16 protein-coding genes are annotated in these 17,707 nt (G+C 67.4%); 4 read left to right on the top strand and 12 right to left on the bottom strand.

Translation table 11 applies throughout. The features are described from left to right. Nucleotides 1–51: 51 nt before the first annotated feature. The 6 genes from MED01_RS14065 to MED01_RS14090 are packed head-to-tail and all read right to left on the bottom strand — an operon-like array spanning nucleotide 52 to nucleotide 6,341. Nucleotides 52–1,959: a hypothetical protein gene (locus MED01_RS14065; protein WP_238669016.1), complete on the bottom strand. Its 1,908-nt coding sequence runs from the start codon at nucleotides 1,957–1,959 to the stop codon at nucleotides 52–54. After that, nucleotides 1,956–2,525, bottom strand: coding sequence for a DUF4254 domain-containing protein (locus MED01_RS14070; protein WP_308193470.1), 570 nt, complete (start codon nucleotides 2,523–2,525; stop codon nucleotides 1,956–1,958). Before MED01_RS14070 ends, MED01_RS14065 begins: the two co-directional genes overlap by 4 nt. Nucleotides 2,526–2,558: 33 nt before the next feature. Further along, entirely contained in the window at nucleotides 2,559–3,212 is a 654-nt protein-coding gene (locus tag MED01_RS14075) for an N-acetyltransferase (RefSeq protein ID WP_238669018.1), read from the bottom strand. Nucleotides 3,213–3,234: 22 nt separating this feature from the next. After that, nucleotides 3,235–3,915: a GOLPH3/VPS74 family protein gene (locus MED01_RS14080; RefSeq protein WP_124771930.1), complete on the bottom strand. Its 681-nt coding sequence runs from the start codon at nucleotides 3,913–3,915 to the stop codon at nucleotides 3,235–3,237. Between the two features lie 9 nt (nucleotides 3,916–3,924). Continuing rightward, nucleotides 3,925–4,929, bottom strand: coding sequence for an acetamidase/formamidase family protein (locus MED01_RS14085; protein WP_274525713.1), 1,005 nt, complete (start codon nucleotides 4,927–4,929; stop codon nucleotides 3,925–3,927). A 5-nt stretch (nucleotides 4,930–4,934) separates the two neighbouring features. Continuing rightward, nucleotides 4,935–6,341: an APC family permease gene (locus tag MED01_RS14090; protein ID WP_238669020.1), complete on the bottom strand. Its 1,407-nt coding sequence runs from the start codon at nucleotides 6,339–6,341 to the stop codon at nucleotides 4,935–4,937. A 364-nt stretch (nucleotides 6,342–6,705) separates the two neighbouring features. Here MED01_RS14090 and MED01_RS14095 point away from each other — a divergent pair, with 364 nt between their 5' ends. Further along, entirely contained in the window at nucleotides 6,706–8,175 is a 1,470-nt protein-coding gene (locus MED01_RS14095; protein ID WP_238669021.1) for a helix-turn-helix domain-containing protein, read from the top strand. A gap of 14 nt (nucleotides 8,176–8,189) precedes the next feature. Beyond that, nucleotides 8,190–8,822, top strand: coding sequence for a 2'-5' RNA ligase family protein (locus tag MED01_RS14100; RefSeq protein ID WP_238669022.1), 633 nt, complete (start codon nucleotides 8,190–8,192; stop codon nucleotides 8,820–8,822). A 285-nt stretch (nucleotides 8,823–9,107) separates the two neighbouring features. Here the strand turns inward: MED01_RS14100 and MED01_RS14105 are convergent, their stop codons facing one another. The 3 genes from MED01_RS14105 to MED01_RS14115 form a co-directional block, all read right to left on the bottom strand. Beyond that, a complete protein-coding gene (locus MED01_RS14105) occupies nucleotides 9,108–9,251 on the bottom strand; it encodes a hypothetical protein (protein WP_238432884.1) in 144 nt (47 codons plus the stop codon). A 571-nt stretch (nucleotides 9,252–9,822) separates the two neighbouring features. After that, nucleotides 9,823–10,761, bottom strand: coding sequence for a replication-relaxation family protein (locus MED01_RS14110; RefSeq protein WP_238669023.1), 939 nt, complete (start codon nucleotides 10,759–10,761; stop codon nucleotides 9,823–9,825). Nucleotides 10,762–11,214: 453 nt separating this feature from the next. Next, nucleotides 11,215–11,961, bottom strand: coding sequence for a DUF2637 domain-containing protein (locus tag MED01_RS14115; protein WP_238669078.1), 747 nt, complete (start codon nucleotides 11,959–11,961; stop codon nucleotides 11,215–11,217). Nucleotides 11,962–13,014: 1,053 nt separating this feature from the next. Between MED01_RS14115 and MED01_RS14120 the strand changes: the two genes are divergently transcribed. Continuing rightward, nucleotides 13,015–13,581, top strand: a complete 567-nt coding sequence (locus MED01_RS14120) for a GIY-YIG nuclease family protein (RefSeq protein ID WP_238669024.1) — start codon at nucleotides 13,015–13,017, stop codon at nucleotides 13,579–13,581. A 131-nt stretch (nucleotides 13,582–13,712) separates the two neighbouring features. Here MED01_RS14120 and MED01_RS14125 read toward each other — a convergent pair whose 3' ends face one another. Then, the gene (locus MED01_RS14125) at nucleotides 13,713–14,807 is read right to left on the bottom strand and encodes a three-Cys-motif partner protein TcmP (RefSeq protein ID WP_203148117.1); all 1,095 of its coding nucleotides are present in this window, start codon (nucleotides 14,805–14,807) and stop codon (nucleotides 13,713–13,715) included. A 156-nt stretch (nucleotides 14,808–14,963) separates the two neighbouring features. After that, a complete protein-coding gene (locus MED01_RS14130; RefSeq protein ID WP_203148116.1) occupies nucleotides 14,964–15,713 on the bottom strand; it encodes a DUF5131 family protein in 750 nt (249 codons plus the stop codon). Nucleotides 15,714–15,818: 105 nt separating this feature from the next. Here MED01_RS14130 and MED01_RS14135 point away from each other — a divergent pair, with 105 nt between their 5' ends. Further along, nucleotides 15,819–17,183: a hypothetical protein gene (locus tag MED01_RS14135; protein ID WP_238669025.1), complete on the top strand. Its 1,365-nt coding sequence runs from the start codon at nucleotides 15,819–15,821 to the stop codon at nucleotides 17,181–17,183. Nucleotides 17,184–17,219: 36 nt separating this feature from the next. Here the strand turns inward: MED01_RS14135 and MED01_RS14140 are convergent, their stop codons facing one another. After that, nucleotides 17,220–17,597, bottom strand: a complete 378-nt coding sequence (locus MED01_RS14140) for a hypothetical protein (protein WP_203148149.1) — start codon at nucleotides 17,595–17,597, stop codon at nucleotides 17,220–17,222. Nucleotides 17,598–17,707 lie beyond the last annotated feature (110 nt).

A 17,707-nucleotide genomic window follows, 5' to 3' on the forward strand; every position in this document is an offset into this window, starting at 1 on the left:
CCCCGAGCCGGGTCACTCGCTCGGCGTGCAGAACCTTGTCGAAGGCGGTGGTCATTGAAGATCCGATCCTTCCGTCTGGGGCGTGTTGGGCGCGACCGAGCAGCCGAGCACGTCGTGGTAGGCGAGGATTTTGGCGGCGGCTCCACGGACCCGATAGGAGAGGGTTTCGTCCTGTCGCCACCGGTCGCCGCTGACCTCGGCCACTGCCGGGAGGTCGACATCGGCGTCCGGATGGCTGGTGGTGAAGGCGAGGCGAACCTCCTCGCTGCCGTCGAGGTCCACCCCGTCGGCGCGCAGGATGACCTTCATGATCAGCACGATGTGCTTGTAGGCAGCGCGGACATCGGGTTCGGGGTTCGCGGCGAGTCGCCGCAGCACCATCGTCACGAGCGGCAGTTCGCTGCGTGAGGCGCGGTCGTCGGTTGGTGCGTCGAAGGCGTTGAGTACGAGGCCGCTTCGGCGGTAGAGCAGGCCGCGGCCGTCGTGGGCTATCTGCCGCACAGCGTGCAGTACTCGGGGTGGGACCGACCCGGTGAGCATCTCCCGGGTGGTGAACGACGACAGCGCGATCTTCTCGCCCGTCGGTCCGCTCTGAGGTACATGCCTGCTTTGGAGCCAGTCCAGCGGCAGCGTGTCGCGTATGACCAGGAGGTCGATGTCGCTCCATCCCGGCTGCCAGCCCTGATGGGCGAGGCTCCCGGTGGCGGCGACGAGCGCGGTCTCAGAATCGGTCAGTCTGGCGACGCAGTCCGCGAGTACCGGTTGCAGGGACTCAGGGATGGCCGCGTCCGAGTGCGGCGGATCGCTGGCCCCGGACCTACGGTGAACAACTTCCGTGACCGCCCTCTTCAGCGCGGCCAGGCTGCGACCGTTGTCGATGACCGTGTCGGCGATCAACGCGATGCGGTCTCCGCCCCGGCTTTGCTTGATCGCGTCGCGGGTGGAGAGCGATTCCATGGTCTCGGTGGCGCGCTGCGCGCGAAGCCGGTCCGGAAGGCGAAGGAACAGGATCTCGCAGCGCTGGCCCCAGATCCTGCGGAGGTGTGCTGTGGCGTTGAAGCGGTGGGCACTCTCCAGACTGATCCGGTGTGAACCCGGGTTCAGCGCGGCGAACCGCAGGACCTCTTCCGTGAGCATCTGCGCCTGGGTCAGCTCGTCCCATTCGCGATACGGATCTGCCCTACCGAGCCGATCCGCGGCTAGCTGCATGAGGTAGCCGATCTTCAGGCGGGTGGCTGTGTGCTCCGTGCGGAGCAAATCGCCGACAGTGCTCTTGCCGCTCTCGGACATGCCAGCGAGCACCCATAGGTGCTCGATCCGGTCCGGTGGGAGCGGGGCGACGGGCACGTCGAGTTGCGCCACGGCCTCGCGGATCTCACGCTGCACATCCAGGAGCGGGCGGTCCCCGCGCACCACGATGGCCTGATACTTTCCGGCATAGACTTGAAGATCGATCGCCTCGGCAAGCCGCCGCTGATACTCGACGTAGCGCTCGGTGGCCGGCACAGGCTCACGCGCCACGGCGTGGTGCGCCTCGGCTAACTCCTGGTCGCTGTGGCGCAGCAGCAGGTGCAGCTCGCGGCGCGGCGTAGGGGCGTAGCGACGTGCTTTGGTCTCGACTAGCGCGAGCGCCTCGGCGGTGGAGATGCCGTCCTTGACGGCCGCTGTCGCGGCGCAGGTCGCCACAAGCATCGGCCACCCGCGGTCCTCCAACGCCAAGGGACCACCACCGGCGCTCCGCGCGGCGTGGGAGCTGAACACGAGGTCGATGTGTTCGTCGGTGGTGCTGTCGACGAACCACCACTGACTGAAGTCTCGTCGGGACACCTCGGCCCATCGCCGGTCCCACCGATCGACTGTCCCGGTGAACTCGACGTCCGGCAGCGCCGAGGCCAACCAGCGAGCGTTCGTGGTTTTGCCGACGTTGTCGGCGCCGTTGAGGGTGACGGCGATCCTCATCGCGGCTCCCGATAGCTCTTCAGCGTGCGCCAAGGAGGAACTCGGCGGCGGCCCTCATGGATGTCGAGCACAAGGGTGTCGAATGCCTCGGAGAGTTCGGTGAACTGATGGAGCGCCAGCGGAGGATCGACGTCGCGCAGGCCCAGGTGGGCTGTCTCCGAGAATCTCCTCCACCGAACCCAGGCGATGGCCAGGCGGTCGATCACGGAGCCGATCGTCTCGGTGTGCAACGGTGCCCCGCGCGGAGGCTGGATCACCTGCTCGACCCATGAGTCGATCTCACCAATGAGAGCGATGCGGGTGGCGTTGAGGCGGTCGATCGACCTCTTGGCGTCAGCCACTGCGTGATCGTCAGCGGATGGGTCGCGGGAGATCGTCTCCGCCGCCCATTGTTCGCGATGGTGCGAGGCGAGCCGGGATGCCACATGAAGGGGCACCGCCCAAACCTTTGGCGGAACCTCTGGGCGGCCATCGAACGTACTGATGATCAGGTCTGAGCAGGGCAGCATTGGGCAACACTGCTGGTCAGGGGCAATTGGTAAGTCACCGACGGAATGGAGGGACATGGTTGAGCCTCTGTCCGTTGAGGGGTGGACGGGTTAGGCGTGCTGGTCTTGCCAGCGGTTGCCCGCCGGTCGCGTGGGATTGATCGGCGTCGGGCTGCTGGCTTGGTGAAGGTTCCGGCGCATGGGACGCAGGCTCGGCCCATGCGGCACGGTGAGGGGCGGGCGGGGCGTGTACCCGTAGTGGGTGAGCAGGTGCTCCGCGTCTGCGGTGACGGCGGTCCAGGACGGCAGGCCGATGCGGTCGAGGCGGGCGCGGTGGTGAGCGAGCAGTGCACCGCAGCGACCGGTCTGCTGATGGGTTGGGGATGCGGCGAGGAACGCCAAGTGGTAGTGCGGCTCGGTGGGCTGCTGCTGCGCGAGTAGGCCCTCAAGGGCGATGAAGCGGTCAGCATGTGATCCGGCGGCCTTCACGAGGCGGGTCGTGTAGTTGGCCGGCGGCGGGATCGGTCGGTAGCGGTGAAAGCCGACGATGGCGGCGGTGAGGTCGTCGGCGAGGTGTACATCGCCGAAGAACATCGCGTGCTCTACCCACACCGCCAGGACGTCGGTCAGCACCTGACGGCGCTGCACTGTGTCTGGCACCAGCCAGGCGGCGAGCGGGCTGGCGTGTAGGGCGTCGGCGATCAATGCGGCGACGGTCTGCCTGTCTGGCCAGCGGGCGGCACGGATACGAAGGCTGGGGTCCACGGTGGTGTTGTCTCCTCGGCGGTCATCGGTAGGTGGCGGTGGCGAGGTCACCGACTGCTGCGTCGACGGCGGCGGTGATTTCCCGGATGGGTCGGTGGTGTTGGGCGGCGATGGTCTTCAGGTGCGCGGTCACTGTGGTGGTGTCGTCGTCGAGGTAGAGGTGGTCGGCCAGGCCAAGGACGGCGACGAGTCCGGCGAGGGCGGCGGTGTGGTTGTCGGGAGGTTCGCGGCCCGCGGCGAGGTAGCGCAGGCGGGAGCGGGCTACAACGGCCCACTTGGTGTCGGTGGCGAGGTAGGCGTCGGCACGGACCAGGCCGCCGAGGCGGCGGCGGGCGGTGTGGTGCAGGATCCCGGCGGCGACGAGTCCGGCGCGGGTGCGCTCGTACAGGTCGTCGGCGAAGCTGCGCAGGAACGCCTTCATGGTCGGGGTGGCGCGCGAGTAGTGGATCGCGGCGAGGGCGGTGTCGGCGATCAGGTCGCCGACCGGCTGCTCGGAGTTGAGGCGTAGCCACCGGTCCGCGGCCGGGCGGTCGGCGTAGGAATCGAGGGTGATACGCCCGGCGAGGAATAGGTCGATCAGAACGCCGCCGGCCATGCCCAGGGCCAGCGCTTGGCGGTGGAGGTGGGGTTGGCCGGTGTCGTCGTGGTGTCCGAGTAGGAACAGCTCATCCCGCAGCGGCAGTTGCGGTATCGAGGCGGTCATCAGATGTCCCTACTCCCGAGCGCCGGCAAGGTTCCGCAGCCGGGCGTGTGCGTCGCGGTAGGCGGGCAGCGATTGCGGGATCAGGGCTTTGTCGACGGCGGCGAGGACGGTGTAGTTGGGGTCGCAGACGTTGCCGATGGGTGCCCGCCCGGCTTGGGAGATGAGTTGGTAGGCGTCCAGGGTCTGTAGGCCGCACAGGTCGACGGTCCAGGCGGTGAGGTCCTGGTGGGCGATGCGGTAGGCGTCCTCCAGGGGCCTCGCGCAGCCGACCGACATGATCGCGGTGTCCGTTTCCAGACGTGGCCAGGCGGTGTCGGCACCTTTGATGACCTCGACCGCCAGGGTCGTCATGGTGGCGATCTCCACGCCGACGCCGCACGCCTCTCCCTGGCCCTGTCGGGCGTGTCCGTCGCCGAGGGCCAGCATCGCGCCGTGCACGTTGACCCCGAGGTACAGGGTGGTGCCGGCACGGAGTTCGGGGGTGTCGAGGTTCCCGCCGTAGTGGTCGGGGACGATCGTGGACCGGGACTCCATGCCACCTGGGGCGACGCCGATGGTGCCCATCATTGGATCCAGCGGCAGGTCGACAGTGTGCTCGCTCGCGGTGGCGTGATAGCGGACCACCCCCGCAGCACGGTCGATGTCGTACACCCACACCCGCTCATCCAGCGGCGGTTGCAGGGTGGCCGTGTGCGAAGTCGAGGTCAGCGCCCCGAAGTAGGGGAACGTCGCCGACACACCCCAGTCCCTCGCGGGGACGATGGAGGCGATGTGCACGGCGAGGGTGTCGCCGGGTTCGGCGTCCTCGACGAAGAACGGCCCCGACACCGGGTTCAGGTACGGCATGCGGCACACCTGCGATGGCAGGTCCGCAGGTCCCCGTACGAGGCCACCGAAGCAGTCCTCGGTGTGCACCCGCAGGATGTCCCCGGAGCGGACGTGCGCGACCGGGAGACGCCCGCCGAAGGTGTAGGCCAGCTCGTCGCGGGCGGGCCGGTAGGTGAACTGGTCCATCGCGATCACACCCGCGCCATGTCGCGCCCGGCGGCCTCAGTGGCTGCCATGCCGGACAGCACGGGCCGCCGACCGGTCAGGTAGAGGCCTGCGAGGACCAGCACGCCGAGGGCGAGCCAGGCCAAGCCGAGACGCTGGGCGGCGATGTTGGCGTTCGCCACCACGTACGCCAAGATGGCGAACCCGATGCCGGGCATGACCAGGTGCGCCCACCAGTTGCCGCTGCGCTGGCGGATCAGATGGTGCACGACCACGGAGACGTGCAGGACGAGGAAGGCGACCATCGCCCCGAAGTTGATCAGCGACGACAGCAGCGTGATCCCGTCCGCCCGGGTCGCCAGATACAGGCCGAGGGCGAGGGACACGGCGCCGGTCAGCAGAGTGGCGTTGATCGGCACGCTGCGGCGCACCGACACCTTCGCCAGAAAGGCCGGGAGTTGTCGGTCGCGGGCCATCTCGTACAACAGCCTGGACGTGGCGACCTGAGCGACCATCGAGTTCGGCAACCCCCACGCGATCGCCGTCGCAACAGCGCACAAGGTGGCCAGCCACCCTCCGCCGGCTACCGCGGCGGCGTCGTAGAAGGCAGTGCCGTTCACATCGCCCTCAGCTAGCAGCGCGTCGGGGGCGGGGACGAGCATCGCCGCGAGCCAGGTCTGCGCGATGAACAGCACCCCGGCCAGGATCAGGACGCCGGCCATCGCACGACCCACCTGTCGGGACCCGCCCTTGGCCTCCTCGGCCAGCATGCTGATGCCGTCGAAGCCGAGGAACGACAGCACCGCGATCGACACCGCCCCCGCGACGAGGGACCAGGTAAAGGTGTCGGAGTTGTAGAAGGCGTCCCAGCTGAACCGGCCTTTGCCGGAGGCAAGAGCCCAGCCGGCGACAGCGAGGAAGACCGCCAGGACGATCAACTCGCCGACCAGCATCACCCGGGTCACCATCGCGGTCAGCCGGATCCCGACCGAGTTGATAATCGTGTTGACCGCGACGAACCCGAGCAGCCACAGCCATACCGGCACCGCCGGCACGGTGGAGTGCATCGCCACCGACGCCACCAGGTACAGCAGCCCCGGCACGAGCACGTAGTCGAGGAGGATCACCCAGCCGGCGAGGAAGCCGAGCGGTGGGCTGATGCCCCGGCCGGCATAGTTGTAGACGCTGCCCGACATCGGGAACGCTTTCACCATCTGTGCGTAGGAGAAGGCGGTGAACACCAACGCCACCACACCGACGGCGTACGCAAGAGCGACCATGCCGCCGGAGCCGGCGTAGACGCTGCCGAAGATCGCCATCGGCGCGATCGGCACCATGTACACCAGTCCGTACGCCACCAGGTCCCGCGATCGGAGCTGGCGGCTGAGTTCCTGTCGATAGCCGTAGCGGGTCAGATCATTCGAAGTTGTCATGGATCCTCACGAGGGTGAGAAGCACGAGCGGGGAGACGTCTGCCGGGTGGCCGAGAGAAACCTGACGGCAGCGGCGCTCCGATTGACGGTGCTTGGCAGCGACTTGATGTAGTCACCGGTGGTGGCTACGTCCGGACCGACGGTGATCCGGTGCGGCAAGCTTGCCAAGCGCATCCATGCGGATGGATCCCCACGAGTGGCGAGAAATTCCCCCACCCGGCCGCGCCTGTGACCTGCACGAATATTGATCAACTGAGGTGGATTCACCCAGCCGAGGGCCGTTGGCCTCGCCAGGACCCGTACCGGACCTGGCCAGAGCGGCGATACCGTGCGACGGGAGGCCACACGGAGGAGGTGTCCGACGATGGCGAGGACGACTGGCACCAAGGCACAGCGCGATCACGTCCGCCAGACACTGGCCGAATTCGGCGCGACGCCGACCGCCATCGCGGCCGAGCTGCAGCGACGCTTTGGACTGCGTCCTCGGGATGCCTTTCGACAGGCTCACGGTTGGACCCAGGACGCGGTGGCAGAGAAGCTGAACACCAATGGAACCGGTTCGGCGACGTTCACCGGGGCACGGATCAGCGATTACGAGCGGTGGCCCTTCGGTGGTCGTCGACCTACCTTGGCCGCCTTGAACGCCCTGGCTTATGTCTTCGGGACCGAACCGAGCTGTCTGGTCGACCTCGACGACTTGGCCGCTATGCCGGACGCGGACCGAGAGGTTCTGAGCGGCCGGAACGCCGCCCCGATGCCCAATCGATCCGTCGCAGCCTCAGCACCACGTGGCGCGATGACTGAGCCTCTGCGGTGGGACCTCGGCGCTCTGCAGGACGAGACGGAATTGGTGATAGCGGTGTCAGAACGTACGGCCAGCTTCGGAGAATGGGCGCAAGCCTCCAACGTCGGGCCCTTCACCCTTGACGATGTCGCCGCCTCCACCCGCAGAATCGCTGTCGACTATCTGAATGAGCCACCCGTCATCGTCTATGCCCGAGCGGGTCTCCTGGCGGATCGCGTGTTTCGCCTCTTGCAGACCGGGCGCCAGGATCCCGACCAGACTCGGGAGCTCTACACCTGGGCGGGTTACCTGTGCACATTGCTCGCCTGGATGGCCGGCGACCTCGGTCACCCAGCCGCTGCCGAGTCCCAGGCCCGCACCGCCTGGATGTGCGCTGAAACCGTCCGCGACAACACGCTCCGCGCCTGGGTCCTGTCGACCATCAGCAAGATTCACCTGTGGGAGCAGCGGTTCGAGGACGCGGCCAACGCCGCCGTACGCGGCTACGGCCACGCCGCCGAGGGAAGCGCGGCGATCATGCTGGCTTGCCAGGAAGCCGACGCGTGGGCGGAGATCGGCGCTGCCGAGCCGGCCCGAGCGGCACTGCAACGGGCTGAGGAGGCCCGCCAACATGCCAGCCGCGACCCGGTAGGTGGCCTCCTAGCTTGCGGCACGGTGCGCCAACACAACTACGCCGGTGCAGTGCTGCTTCGCATCGGCGATGCCGCCAACGCCATCGAGCACGCCCAGCACGCCCTCACGGAAGCCGCCGCAGATCCCTCGGTCGCGTACGGCACACTGGCGCAAATCCGCATCTGGGCCGCCGCAGCGCACCTCAAAGCCGGCAGCCTCGACGGCGCGGTGTCGGTCCTGTCTCCGGTGCTCGCTCTGCCACCCGAACAGCGACTCGACCCGCTGGTGCACCGCCTGCGCGGCGTCGGCCGAAGTCTCGCCGGCGACCCGTCGCTGCGCACGAGCATCGAGGCCCGCAGTGTCCAAGCAGCCATCACCGAGTTCTGCGCCACCGGCGCCGCCCGCCAACTTCCGTGATACCTGGAGAACCCATGGCAGTCCCGCACGCCACCGACGTCCGCAACCACTGGTACTGGCGACCCGGTTGGGGAATCGGCTCCCGCTTCTACACCTGGCACATCACCTTCGACGGACAACCCGAGGTCGAAGAACTCGCCGACCAGTACCGGTCCCTGCTCTCCTCGCAGCCCAGCCTCGATGTCATCCCGAACCGGTGGCTGCACCTCACCATGCAGGGCATCGGCTTCGTTCAAGACGTCGCTATCGACGACGTCGACGCCATCGTGGCTGCCGCCAAGAACCGCTGCGCGCGCCTGGCACCCTTCAAGCTCACCATCGGCACCCCCCACATCGATCCCGAGTCCATCCAGATCGCCGTCGACCCGGTCGAGCCCGTGCGGCAGCTACGCACCGCCATCCGCAGCGCCATCGCGGACGTCTGGGGACAGGAACGAGTACCCGAGCCGGCCGAGCCTTACAACCCTCACCTCAGCCTGGCCTATACCAACACCGACGGCCCAGCGGCACCGCTCATCGAGGCTCTCTCCTCCGCTCCGAACCTCAGCGCGAACGCAATGATCAACTCCTGCCAGCTCATCGTCCTCAACCGCGACGAGGGGATGTACGTGTGGGAGCCGTACGCGACCATCGATCTTGGATCCTGAGGCCGGTATCCAACGCCTGCCGCGCTAGCTGGTCGCCGCTGGCAGTATGGAGGTTGACTTTGTTGCAGCCGGGGCGGGGCTGGCCGAAGACTTGCTTCGGCGCGGTCTTCTAATCAGGCAGCTTGGGCGACAGGTGGTAGGCGTTCCCGCGTCGGCGTGGGGCGTCCAGGACTCGCAAAGTGGTGTGGCCGCGACGCGGGGGGTCGCCCTCTGCCGCGCGATGTGGACGGGACCAGCGTTCGGGGTGAAGCGAGCTGCGCCCGCCCCTACGGGGGCGGGCGCAGCTCACGCGGCGCGTGGCGGTGCGGGTTGGTGCAGGCGCAGCAGGCGGGCGAGTGTGGCGGCTTGGTCAACGGTGGGAAGGCCGGCTTCGGCGGCCAGTGCTTGAATCTCGGTTTCGGTGTCGGGATCGGTCAGGTAGCGGGCCATCGACAGCGTCCCCGGGAGAACGGCAGGTTCGGAGTCGGGGTTCGCGGTCGGGGCCTCGCCGTCGGCTGTCCGCGTGGGCAGGGTCGGCGGCGACGGGTGGGGTGTGTTCGCACGTGATCTCTGGTCACGGCGTGTGGCCATGTCCCTCCCAGGACGGCTCGTGGCGTGAGGTCAACGTGTGGGGCCATGGGCATCTCCTTCGTTTTGGCTGTAGGACTCGCTGGGAATCGATCACCGGACTCCGTCGGCCGGAGTCGGCCGCGGCTCGACGTGCGTGAAGGGCTGCGGACGGTACCTCTGGTGGCCACGGAAGTGAAGACGTTCGCCACTCACAGCGACTCACAGCGGCGGGCCGCTGGTGTGAGTGTGAGCGCTATCGCCGCACGGCGCGGCTGACAGACCCTGACAGCTCCCGTCCGACTCGCGCGCAGTCCGCTCCGGTCGCCTCGGTGCATGCCCTCACGGTGGGCGACGGCACCGCCCCGGCGGGGAGTTTGCGCGTGCGGGCGAGGTTCGGTGGCGTGTGCCGCCTTCAGGCCGCCACACACGCCACGTGTCCCGCTTCCGCTCATCAGGCGGGCCGCTCATCCGGGGCGGGCTGGTCGTGGGTGGGGTATTCGTCGTCTTGGTCGGCGTCGATGTAGGGCAGGTCGATGAGGCGGTGACGACCGGCGCGGCCGGCGAGTTGCCAGACCTGGTGAGCGGGGCTGGCCGCGAGTGCGATGCGCAGTTCGGCGGTGGTGGTGGCGAGGAGCATGGCCAGGTCGGGAATGGCGGCGAGGCGGTGGCGCAGGTTCGCCTCCCTCCGTGCGGAGGGGACGTGGAAGAGCACCGGCCATGCCCAGGTGCTCATCCTGTACAGCCGCTCGTACTTGATGACCTTGTCGATGAGGATCTGCAGGTGTTCGCCTCCGGTGTCGTACTCGAGGAAGAACGGCACGGACCGTCCTTGCTCGGTCCACACCCCGGCGCCGTCCGGGCGGGGAAAGCCGGTCGCTCCGGCGAGGATGATGTTCGGGTTGGCGCCTTCGCGGTAGAGGGCGCCGGGTTCGTGATAGGCCGACGCGGGCTCCCAGCGGACCAGGTCGCAATCGGGGTAGGTGCGGGCGTGGGCGGCGAGGTCGATGAAGACCTGGTTGCCGCCGAGCAGGTGCGGCAGGTCCGGCCGGCTGGTCAGCGATTGCTTGCGGCGGCGGGCCTGGTCCCGGCGGCCTCGTGGCAGTCCGCGTTGGGCGTGGACGTGGTCGTAGCCGAGTTGGTCCAGGACGTAGTGGTATGGGTGGGAGCCGCCGTCGGCCTTGTTGGGTCGGAACCGGTCTAACGCCCGCAGCGCCGTGAGGCGGCGTAGGCGGCGTTGGGTGAAGTCCAGGGATGGGAACAGGGCGGCGGCGATCTGGTCGGTGGTGAGGACGCCGTGGTCGTAGAGCCAGCCCAGGAGCTGGTCGTCACGGGCGGTGACGCTGGCCTGCAGGCGCAGCAGCGGGTCCGCGGTCGGTAGGTGTTTACCCATGGGCACAAGCCCCTGGGGAGAGACCCGAGACTGGAGGGTCTGTCTGGAGCGGTCCCGCGCCGCTGAGAGCGGCACTGACCTGGGCTGTGAGCGGGATTAGGGGGTCAGGTTGGGGGTCAGGATCAAGACGGACGGTAGAACGGAGATCCGCACTGACTCCGACACCGCCGGGCACACCGGGTTCGGCGTGACGGTGCGGTGAGAGTGGGTGTGAGTCGGGCCGGTGACGAAAGCGGCGACCCAGCTGAGATTCACCATGTGGGGTAATCACTGTTGTTGCTCCAAGCTCAGAGGTGTGGGTGGACGTGCGGCGGGTGCACCGGCCGCTGTCGCGGGCGGAAGAGTGTGGACAGGTTCGGTCAGGTTCTGTCAGCTCGTGGGCCTGCTGACAGGCGCGCAAACTGGTCTGACAGCGGCGACGCGCTCTGACAGAAGCCGCAGGTTGCGGTTCTGTCACGCCGCCTCCCCGGGTGACAGGTCCGGGGCGGGTGAGGTGGTTTCGGCGCGCAGGACACGCACGAGGGCCGAGGCGGTGGCGTTGGACAACTGGTGTCCGTCCGCGCGGAGCTGTCGGGCGAGAGCCTTGCGGGACATCGGCGTTCCCTCGTCGGTGAGGGTGCGGGCGGCGGTCCGGGCGGCCGGGACCAGCACGGCGACCTCCGGACCGCCATCGTTGGTCGACGGCTGGCTGTCCGGACGGTCCGGGACCGCCCAGGGCTGGTCCGCACGGGCGGGGACCTCGGTCACGCGGTCCCGGACGGCGGCAGCGATCCTGGGAACCAGATGACGGCCGTCCGGGACGGAAGCGTCAACGGTCAGGGCCGGTCCGGGCTCCGTCCGCGCGGGCCGGACGGTTGAGTGGGGTGGGGCAGGGTCGGCGCGGCCGAGGGCAATCTTCACCATCGCCAGGAAACCGAGCGCTGGCAGGGCGGCGGCGATCCAGCCGATCATCGACGCCTCGGCCTCGACGACCTGCGCGGCCAACGACAGCAGCACCGCCGCGACCAGCATCGTGGCAGGGAAGGCGACGTTCTTGCCCAAGCGCCGGTTGCGGCGCAACTCCAGACCGGCGGCGATCGAGGTCAACTCCAACACGATCGCGTCGGCCCAGGCCAGCCAGCCCGGCTGGCCGTGTGCGGCGGCGACGTCATGCACGTGGGTGAAGGACGCCGCGCCGGCCGCTCCGCCGATCAGCAGCATGATCGTCACCTGGGCTCGGTTCTCTAGCCGCTTCTGCCCCGACTCCACCGCCTCGGGTGAGTCAGGGTGCCGCTGTTTACGTGTCGCCAAAGGCCCACCACCTGCCGTTGGCCGATCCGGGCATCGCCTCAAGTGGCGTTATCGCTCTGGTGCGGACCGGAAGGGCGGGCGCGAAGGCCGCGCCCGAAGGGATGATGTCGAGTGAAGTCACGATCTTCTCCAAGCTGAGTTTGTGGGTTTCAGGCGCGGCGTAAGGGGATCGCCCGGGTCTCGCATGCTCGGCGGGTACGGGCATGCGCGTCCCTGCCGGGTAACGCCCGGCCGGGCGGACCCCTCGCGAGGCGGGGGTCGGAAAGAGTCACTGTGGTCGAGTCAACGAACACGCCGAACCCCGGGCAAGGGCAGGCACCACGGCAGCAGGCGTCGCCGTGACCTGCACAGCAGGCGACGGTCAACAGCATGGAAACAGGGCAGACGGCCAAGCCGAGCCACAAGGGGTGAGGACTCACCACCAACAGCGCAAACGCGATCAGGTGGTGCGACGGCTCAACTCGCCGACAGGCGATCCTTCATGGGGGTCCTCCCAACACTCGGCATACCCGCAGCGTCAGCACCAGCAACGGCAGGCACCCCCTCAGGGGGTGCCTGCCCGCTACGTCTGTAGCCGACCGCGCCAGCCGGCGCTGCGGGAATGTCCCTCCATTAAGCCTCAAAAATCCGATGGAGTCAATCAATATTTTGTAACGAATCGGTAACAAGCATTGCCGCTGGTGCGACAGGGTGCTATAAATGTTGCCCGCGTCTGCCCCAGTCCTCGTCCGTCCACCCCGGATCGTCTGCAAAAATCAGGCCACGGGGTCCGCTTGCTGGGGCGCTCATCTCGGCACGCAGATGGCCAGTGCGAGGCTAGCGAGCCGCCCTTGTCGCGACGGTGGTACGACGGATCGCGAACGCCGTTGCGCAGATTGTGAAGACCATCGGGTAAACCCTGCCGGCTGCTGTCAGGGGCAGCCGCTACACTCCGCGGCCGTGGCAAGAAGTCGGTCTACATCGATGGAATCGGGCAAGGAACACCTCTACGTCCTGCAGTTCAACAACGGAGTCATCAAGGTGGGCCGCACGGCCGACCCCCGGACGCGCAACGTGCGCCACGAGCGAGACTGCGGTCGCTACGGTCTCACCATCGAACGTCGCTGGTTTTCGGGCGAATGGGCGGGCGCCCACTGGGCGGAACAGCAACTGATCACGATCCTCGCCAAGATCGGCAGGCGCACGCCCGCCGGCCGCGAGTACTTCCAGGACGTTGCCTTCAGCATCGCGTGCGAGCAGGCTCGACAGGTGTACTACACGACCTGTCCAACCTGCGGGAACGGAGTGGTGCCCGCGCCGATGCGGATGGCCGCGATCGTTGCGAACGACGCCTCAGATGAAGATGGCTCACTCGTCTGCGACTTTCGACTGCCATGCCACAGCGTCATCACCGGTCGACTACATGACCAGGACATGGCCCCCGACGGCCGGTATCCGTTGCGCCGGGGCGAGCACTACGACATCCAGCTGGAGTACGCAGAGATCGGCGCTTGGGACGTCTGGGCGGCCCAACCACGTATGCCGCGGTAAGGACGCCGAACGGGAAGAACAGCACCCGTTCCAGGCGAGCGCGAACGCGAGCCCGACGGCGTGCACTGCCGCGACCAGCAGACCACGAGCCGCGAGGATGTGGTGCCCAGCGGCGGCCCGGCCGTCGTTTCTTAAGGAGTTCGCGCGTTAGCCAGCGAAACGAAGGATGACCTCTGTAGCCGGCCGCCGCCCTCAATCTTCACAGCGCCGGCGTCAACGAGCGGCTTGAGTGCCATGATGACGTGTTCTGGCCGGTACACCGTTTCCAGTAGGGCGAAGTCGCGCAGGTCCTCTACGCGGGCCGGCTCGCTGTCGCGCAGCCTGTGTTGCAGTAGTCGGGTCAGCGGTCCGAGAAGCGGTTCATCTATGGCAAACAGCGTCTCCGCTTGTTCGTCGCGGGGATCGCGGAAGCCGACGCCCTGGGCGCGGTCGACCTCCCAGAGGCTGGCTTTCATCTTCTGCACGCCGAGTGGGTGCCCGGTGCCGAAGACGAGGTACAGGGGTTGGCCGTTGCGAGGGATCAGTTCGAAGTCCAGAAGGTAGGGAAAGCCCGCCGCCTGCAGGGCCTGCCGGTAGCAGGTAAGGATGTGTCGACTCTTTGCCGCTGGCGGGAGGTTCACGACCTCGCGCCAGCGCGGGTCGCCGCCGAAAACGTCGTCACCTGCCTCGCCAAGATTGCTGACGAAGCGCACGAAGTGCTGCGGCAACAGTGTGACGATGACCTCGGTGGACACGTTCGCGGCGAGGCGCTTCAGCAGCCTGAATGGCACGGGTGCGTTGCCCCAGGAGTCCAAGTTCGCGAAGATCGGCTGGCCCCAGGCACCTATGCGGTCGAGAGCGGCTTCGAGGTCGTCGGCGCAGGTGCCTTTGCCCATCGTCACAGGCATGGCGACTGTAGACCGTGGCCGGTCGGGAAACGCTTGTTGAAGGGTCTCCCGTAGCATGTCTACACAACGCTGATCGTCGTCGATGAAGACGAATCGGGCGATGCCCTTGGTCGGGGGGACGTTCTCGACGAGGGCGCGGATCGCGATGACAGGCGATCCGGGTTGTCCACCGCTGTAGATGCCAGGTCCGGCGAATCCCTCTGCGTAGGTGACCGAGGGGTAGGCGTTGGAGTAGGCAAGCAGGATGGGGAACCATTTCCCGAGGTAGTGGCGGTAGATGTCGTGCTTGGCGCCCGTGTGTTCCGCACAGGGCCATGGCACCGGACCGTCGACCGGCATCCAGCCTCCTCATCCCATCACAGCAGGTTGCGAGACAGTCTCTCATTGTGACGCGCGTAAAGCGATACTGTCCGTGAGTGACACCGCGTGAAGGCCGAGTAGTCCGAGAGGCTGCTGGTTTGCGCCCGCCAATCGCCAATGCGGGCCGGGTGGTTGTCAGCAGGTGGTTAGGCTGAGGGGCATGTCGTCCCAGGTCCGGCCATTCAAGATGCGGCCTCCAGCCTTGGGCGTCCGTCCGCCCCACTGCTTGAAGAAGAAGGGCACCTCAGCGCGCGTGCACTGATCACGCAGGTCTACGGCCCAGGCTGGATTCATCTGCCGGGCGTTGGCACCGCTCTCGCCGCCTGCGATCACCCAGCCGATGCCATCTAGCTTCAAGCTCGGGAGCGGGCCCAGCAACGGCTCGCACGACAGGAAGCGCAACGCCGCCGACACGGCCCGCAGATCATCGATGCGGTGGACAGTGCTGACGTCCTCTACGGACACGCCCATCCACAAGTTGGACGGCCAGGTCAGAGATGGAGCCACCCGGCGTAGGCGGCGTGCTCGTTTGGTCAATACCTGATACGTATGCTGCGGGGTCGCCGCGATGACCTCGAAGACCTGGCGGACGAAACTCGCCGGCACTTGGGCGTGGAACAGATCACTCATCGAGTTGACGAAGACGAGCCGAGGACGCTTCCAGGTCAGCGGCAGCTCAAGGCTGTCCGGGTGCAGCGTCAACCCGAACCCTGGCCCACTTGTCTGCGGGTTTCCATCTCGCTGATACCGCGGCTGTCCCATCGCCTTGAGCCGTTTGGCCAGCGTCAACGCGTAACAGTTGTCGCATCCGCGGCTCACGCGATCGCAGCCCGTCGTAGGGTTCCAGGTCGCCTCCGTCCACTCGATGGCACTGCGGTCACCCATGGCTCATCCTCACACTGCGAAGAGTATTGGTTCGAACGCAGGTTCGATAGATCCGACACCGCCGAATATCGAGCTGGACGGCCGGCACGTTTGGCCGTGACTGGTATGACGGTCGATGTGATTGTGATCGCGGCCCTCTTGCTCGTCTGCATCATCGCCCTGATGGTCGGCTGGATCGTTGCGGCAGCCGCGTTCGGCAGCTCGATGCTCTGGGCGGTGCAGTGGAGATGCGTCTCGTCCACGTCGTTTGAGCCCATCCGACGGCGAGGGCTGCGCAGAGGTGCATGGGAGCTGATTCGGTCGGCTGCCGGGCCCGGAATTATCGGCCGGCTGATCGCCCGCGAGTCGTGGCGTCGGGTGCCGCTGATGCTGCTGGTCCCGATCGTTGGCTTCCTGGTGCCGGTGAGTCTTCCCTACGTCGTCCTACTCTTGGTGCCAGGGGCCATCGCGGGTGGCGAGTTCGCGGAGGCGATCGACAGAGTGGGTCGCCTCACGGGCATCCTCGGCGTTCTGGTGGCGATACGCATCTTCCTCAACGGGCTGCGCTACATCGCTCAGCCCGGCAAGCCGCGCGGGAAGCTTCCGGGCCTGCGTTTTCCGGACGATCTGTCCAGCAGGGGTCGTGACCGGCTCGCCGCCAACGCGTTCTGGTTCACGATGGCCCATACGGTCGAGATGCTCGCCGCGATGTATCCCGTCCTTGTCCTGGTCGCGGTAATACCCGACCTGGACAGTGCTACAACGCCGTCAAGTGCTTCAACGCCGTCATCGGACGCCGACTCCGCACTGCCCCCTCTGCTCGGCCTCATCGTGCTCTTCCTGGCGGTAACACCGATGCTGGTGCCTGCTCACATTGCGGCATCCTTCCTGCGCCGTCGCTTGGCCGGGTGGGAGTTGTCGGTAGAGATCTGCCAGTTGTTGGCCCCGCCTGTCATAGAAGAGCGCGCCGACTCGCTGGAAATGCCTGAACCACTCCGGCCGGTTGCCGACGTCCACCGCAGCGGTCTGGTCGATATCGCCGTGCTGCTCGATCAGACCGCCGGGTTGTGGGATCGTCGGCAACCGCGAGGGTTCGCCCCTCACCCCGCAGCGACCGCATTGCGAGCGACTAGCGCGTCGATCCGACGACATCTGCAAAGCCCACAGTCGTGCGACCCGACGCTTCCCCTCGACCTGCAAGAAACGCTGCGCATGGTGCTGGACCTGCTGGTCGAACCGGAAGGGACATCGTCACTGCGCAAACTCGCCTCCAGGGTTCAGGCGTTCGACGAGGGCGGGGCCCCGACAGCAGAGACGTTCGTCAAGCCCCCCGGGCGCCTCGCGGTGGCATTGACAAGGCTCACCGATAGCGCGCAGCGAACCGCTGCCGTCCTGGCCGCCGTCGCGGGAATGGCGGCGACCTTCATCGCGATAGCGCTGACCGCCGCAGGGAGGATTGACACTGCTGATCTGCTCGGTCACCTGAAGTAAACGGCCACATCGCTAGCTTGCGACAGCCGGATCAGGTCACGCCGCCGCGCGTCTCGGATGCGGCCAACGTGGCAGCGTCTCCGAACGGCTGGCGGGGTGTGTCGCCTCGATCGGCGAGCGCGCGGTAAACCAGCCGACGAAGCTGCGCTTAGGTGGGTCGTCCACGGCAGCGCAGCCCTGAGCAGGTGGCGGGTGCGGCGCGGTAGTCCGCAGTGTCCGCGCCATGCTCATCGCACGGCGGGCGGCGCGAGCGGCGGCGCACATGCCGCGCTGCCCTTGGCACTGCAGGTTGCGGCAGTCGCCGCGCTCGTCGGGCTGATGTGCGGAGGCGACGTCGAAGGCGAGCCGCCACAACAGCGGATCGGTGGCATCGTCGGGCAGCACGGCCAGGGTGCTGAGTCGTTCGCGTGGCACAGCCTGAACACCTTCCGTCGACGGATGACGCCGCCCGTCCCATGGGCGGGCGGCGGACACCATCGACGCTCGACTTTTCCCACAGGTCAAGTCGTCTTCGCGGCTCCTGA

Origin of the sequence: Micromonospora alfalfae (assembly GCF_022230925.1) — a bacterium.
GTDB lineage: Bacteria > Actinomycetota > Actinomycetes > Mycobacteriales > Micromonosporaceae > Micromonospora > Micromonospora alfalfae.

Excerpts from the sequence above, each read along its gene's own strand:
- MED01_RS14120 (WP_238669024.1), top strand. The coding sequence starts at position 13,015 with ATGGAATCGGGCAAGGAACACCTCTACGTCCTGCAGTTCAACAACGGA.
- MED01_RS14085 (WP_274525713.1), bottom strand. The coding sequence starts at position 4,929 with ATGGACCAGTTCACCTACCGGCCCGCCCGCGACGAGCTGGCCTACACC.
- MED01_RS14100 (WP_238669022.1), top strand. The coding sequence starts at position 8,190 with ATGGCAGTCCCGCACGCCACCGACGTCCGCAACCACTGGTACTGGCGA.
- MED01_RS14080 (WP_124771930.1), bottom strand. The coding sequence starts at position 3,915 with ATGACCGCCTCGATACCGCAACTGCCGCTGCGGGATGAGCTGTTCCTA.
- MED01_RS14125 (WP_203148117.1), bottom strand. The coding sequence starts at position 14,807 with ATGCCGGTCGACGGTCCGGTGCCATGGCCCTGTGCGGAACACACGGGC.
- MED01_RS14130 (WP_203148116.1), bottom strand. The coding sequence starts at position 15,713 with ATGGGTGACCGCAGTGCCATCGAGTGGACGGAGGCGACCTGGAACCCT.
- MED01_RS14135 (WP_238669025.1), top strand. The coding sequence starts at position 15,819 with ATGACGGTCGATGTGATTGTGATCGCGGCCCTCTTGCTCGTCTGCATC.
- MED01_RS14095 (WP_238669021.1), top strand. The coding sequence starts at position 6,706 with ATGGCGAGGACGACTGGCACCAAGGCACAGCGCGATCACGTCCGCCAG.
- MED01_RS14090 (WP_238669020.1), bottom strand. The coding sequence starts at position 6,341 with ATGACAACTTCGAATGATCTGACCCGCTACGGCTATCGACAGGAACTC.
- MED01_RS14070 (WP_308193470.1), bottom strand. The coding sequence starts at position 2,525 with ATGTCCCTCCATTCCGTCGGTGACTTACCAATTGCCCCTGACCAGCAG.
- MED01_RS14105 (WP_238432884.1), bottom strand. The coding sequence starts at position 9,251 with ATGGCCCGCTACCTGACCGATCCCGACACCGAAACCGAGATTCAAGCA.
- MED01_RS14115 (WP_238669078.1), bottom strand. The coding sequence starts at position 11,961 with ATGCTGCTGATCGGCGGAGCGGCCGGCGCGGCGTCCTTCACCCACGTG.
- MED01_RS14065 (WP_238669016.1), bottom strand. The coding sequence starts at position 1,959 with ATGAGGATCGCCGTCACCCTCAACGGCGCCGACAACGTCGGCAAAACC.
- MED01_RS14110 (WP_238669023.1), bottom strand. The coding sequence starts at position 10,761 with ATGGGTAAACACCTACCGACCGCGGACCCGCTGCTGCGCCTGCAGGCC.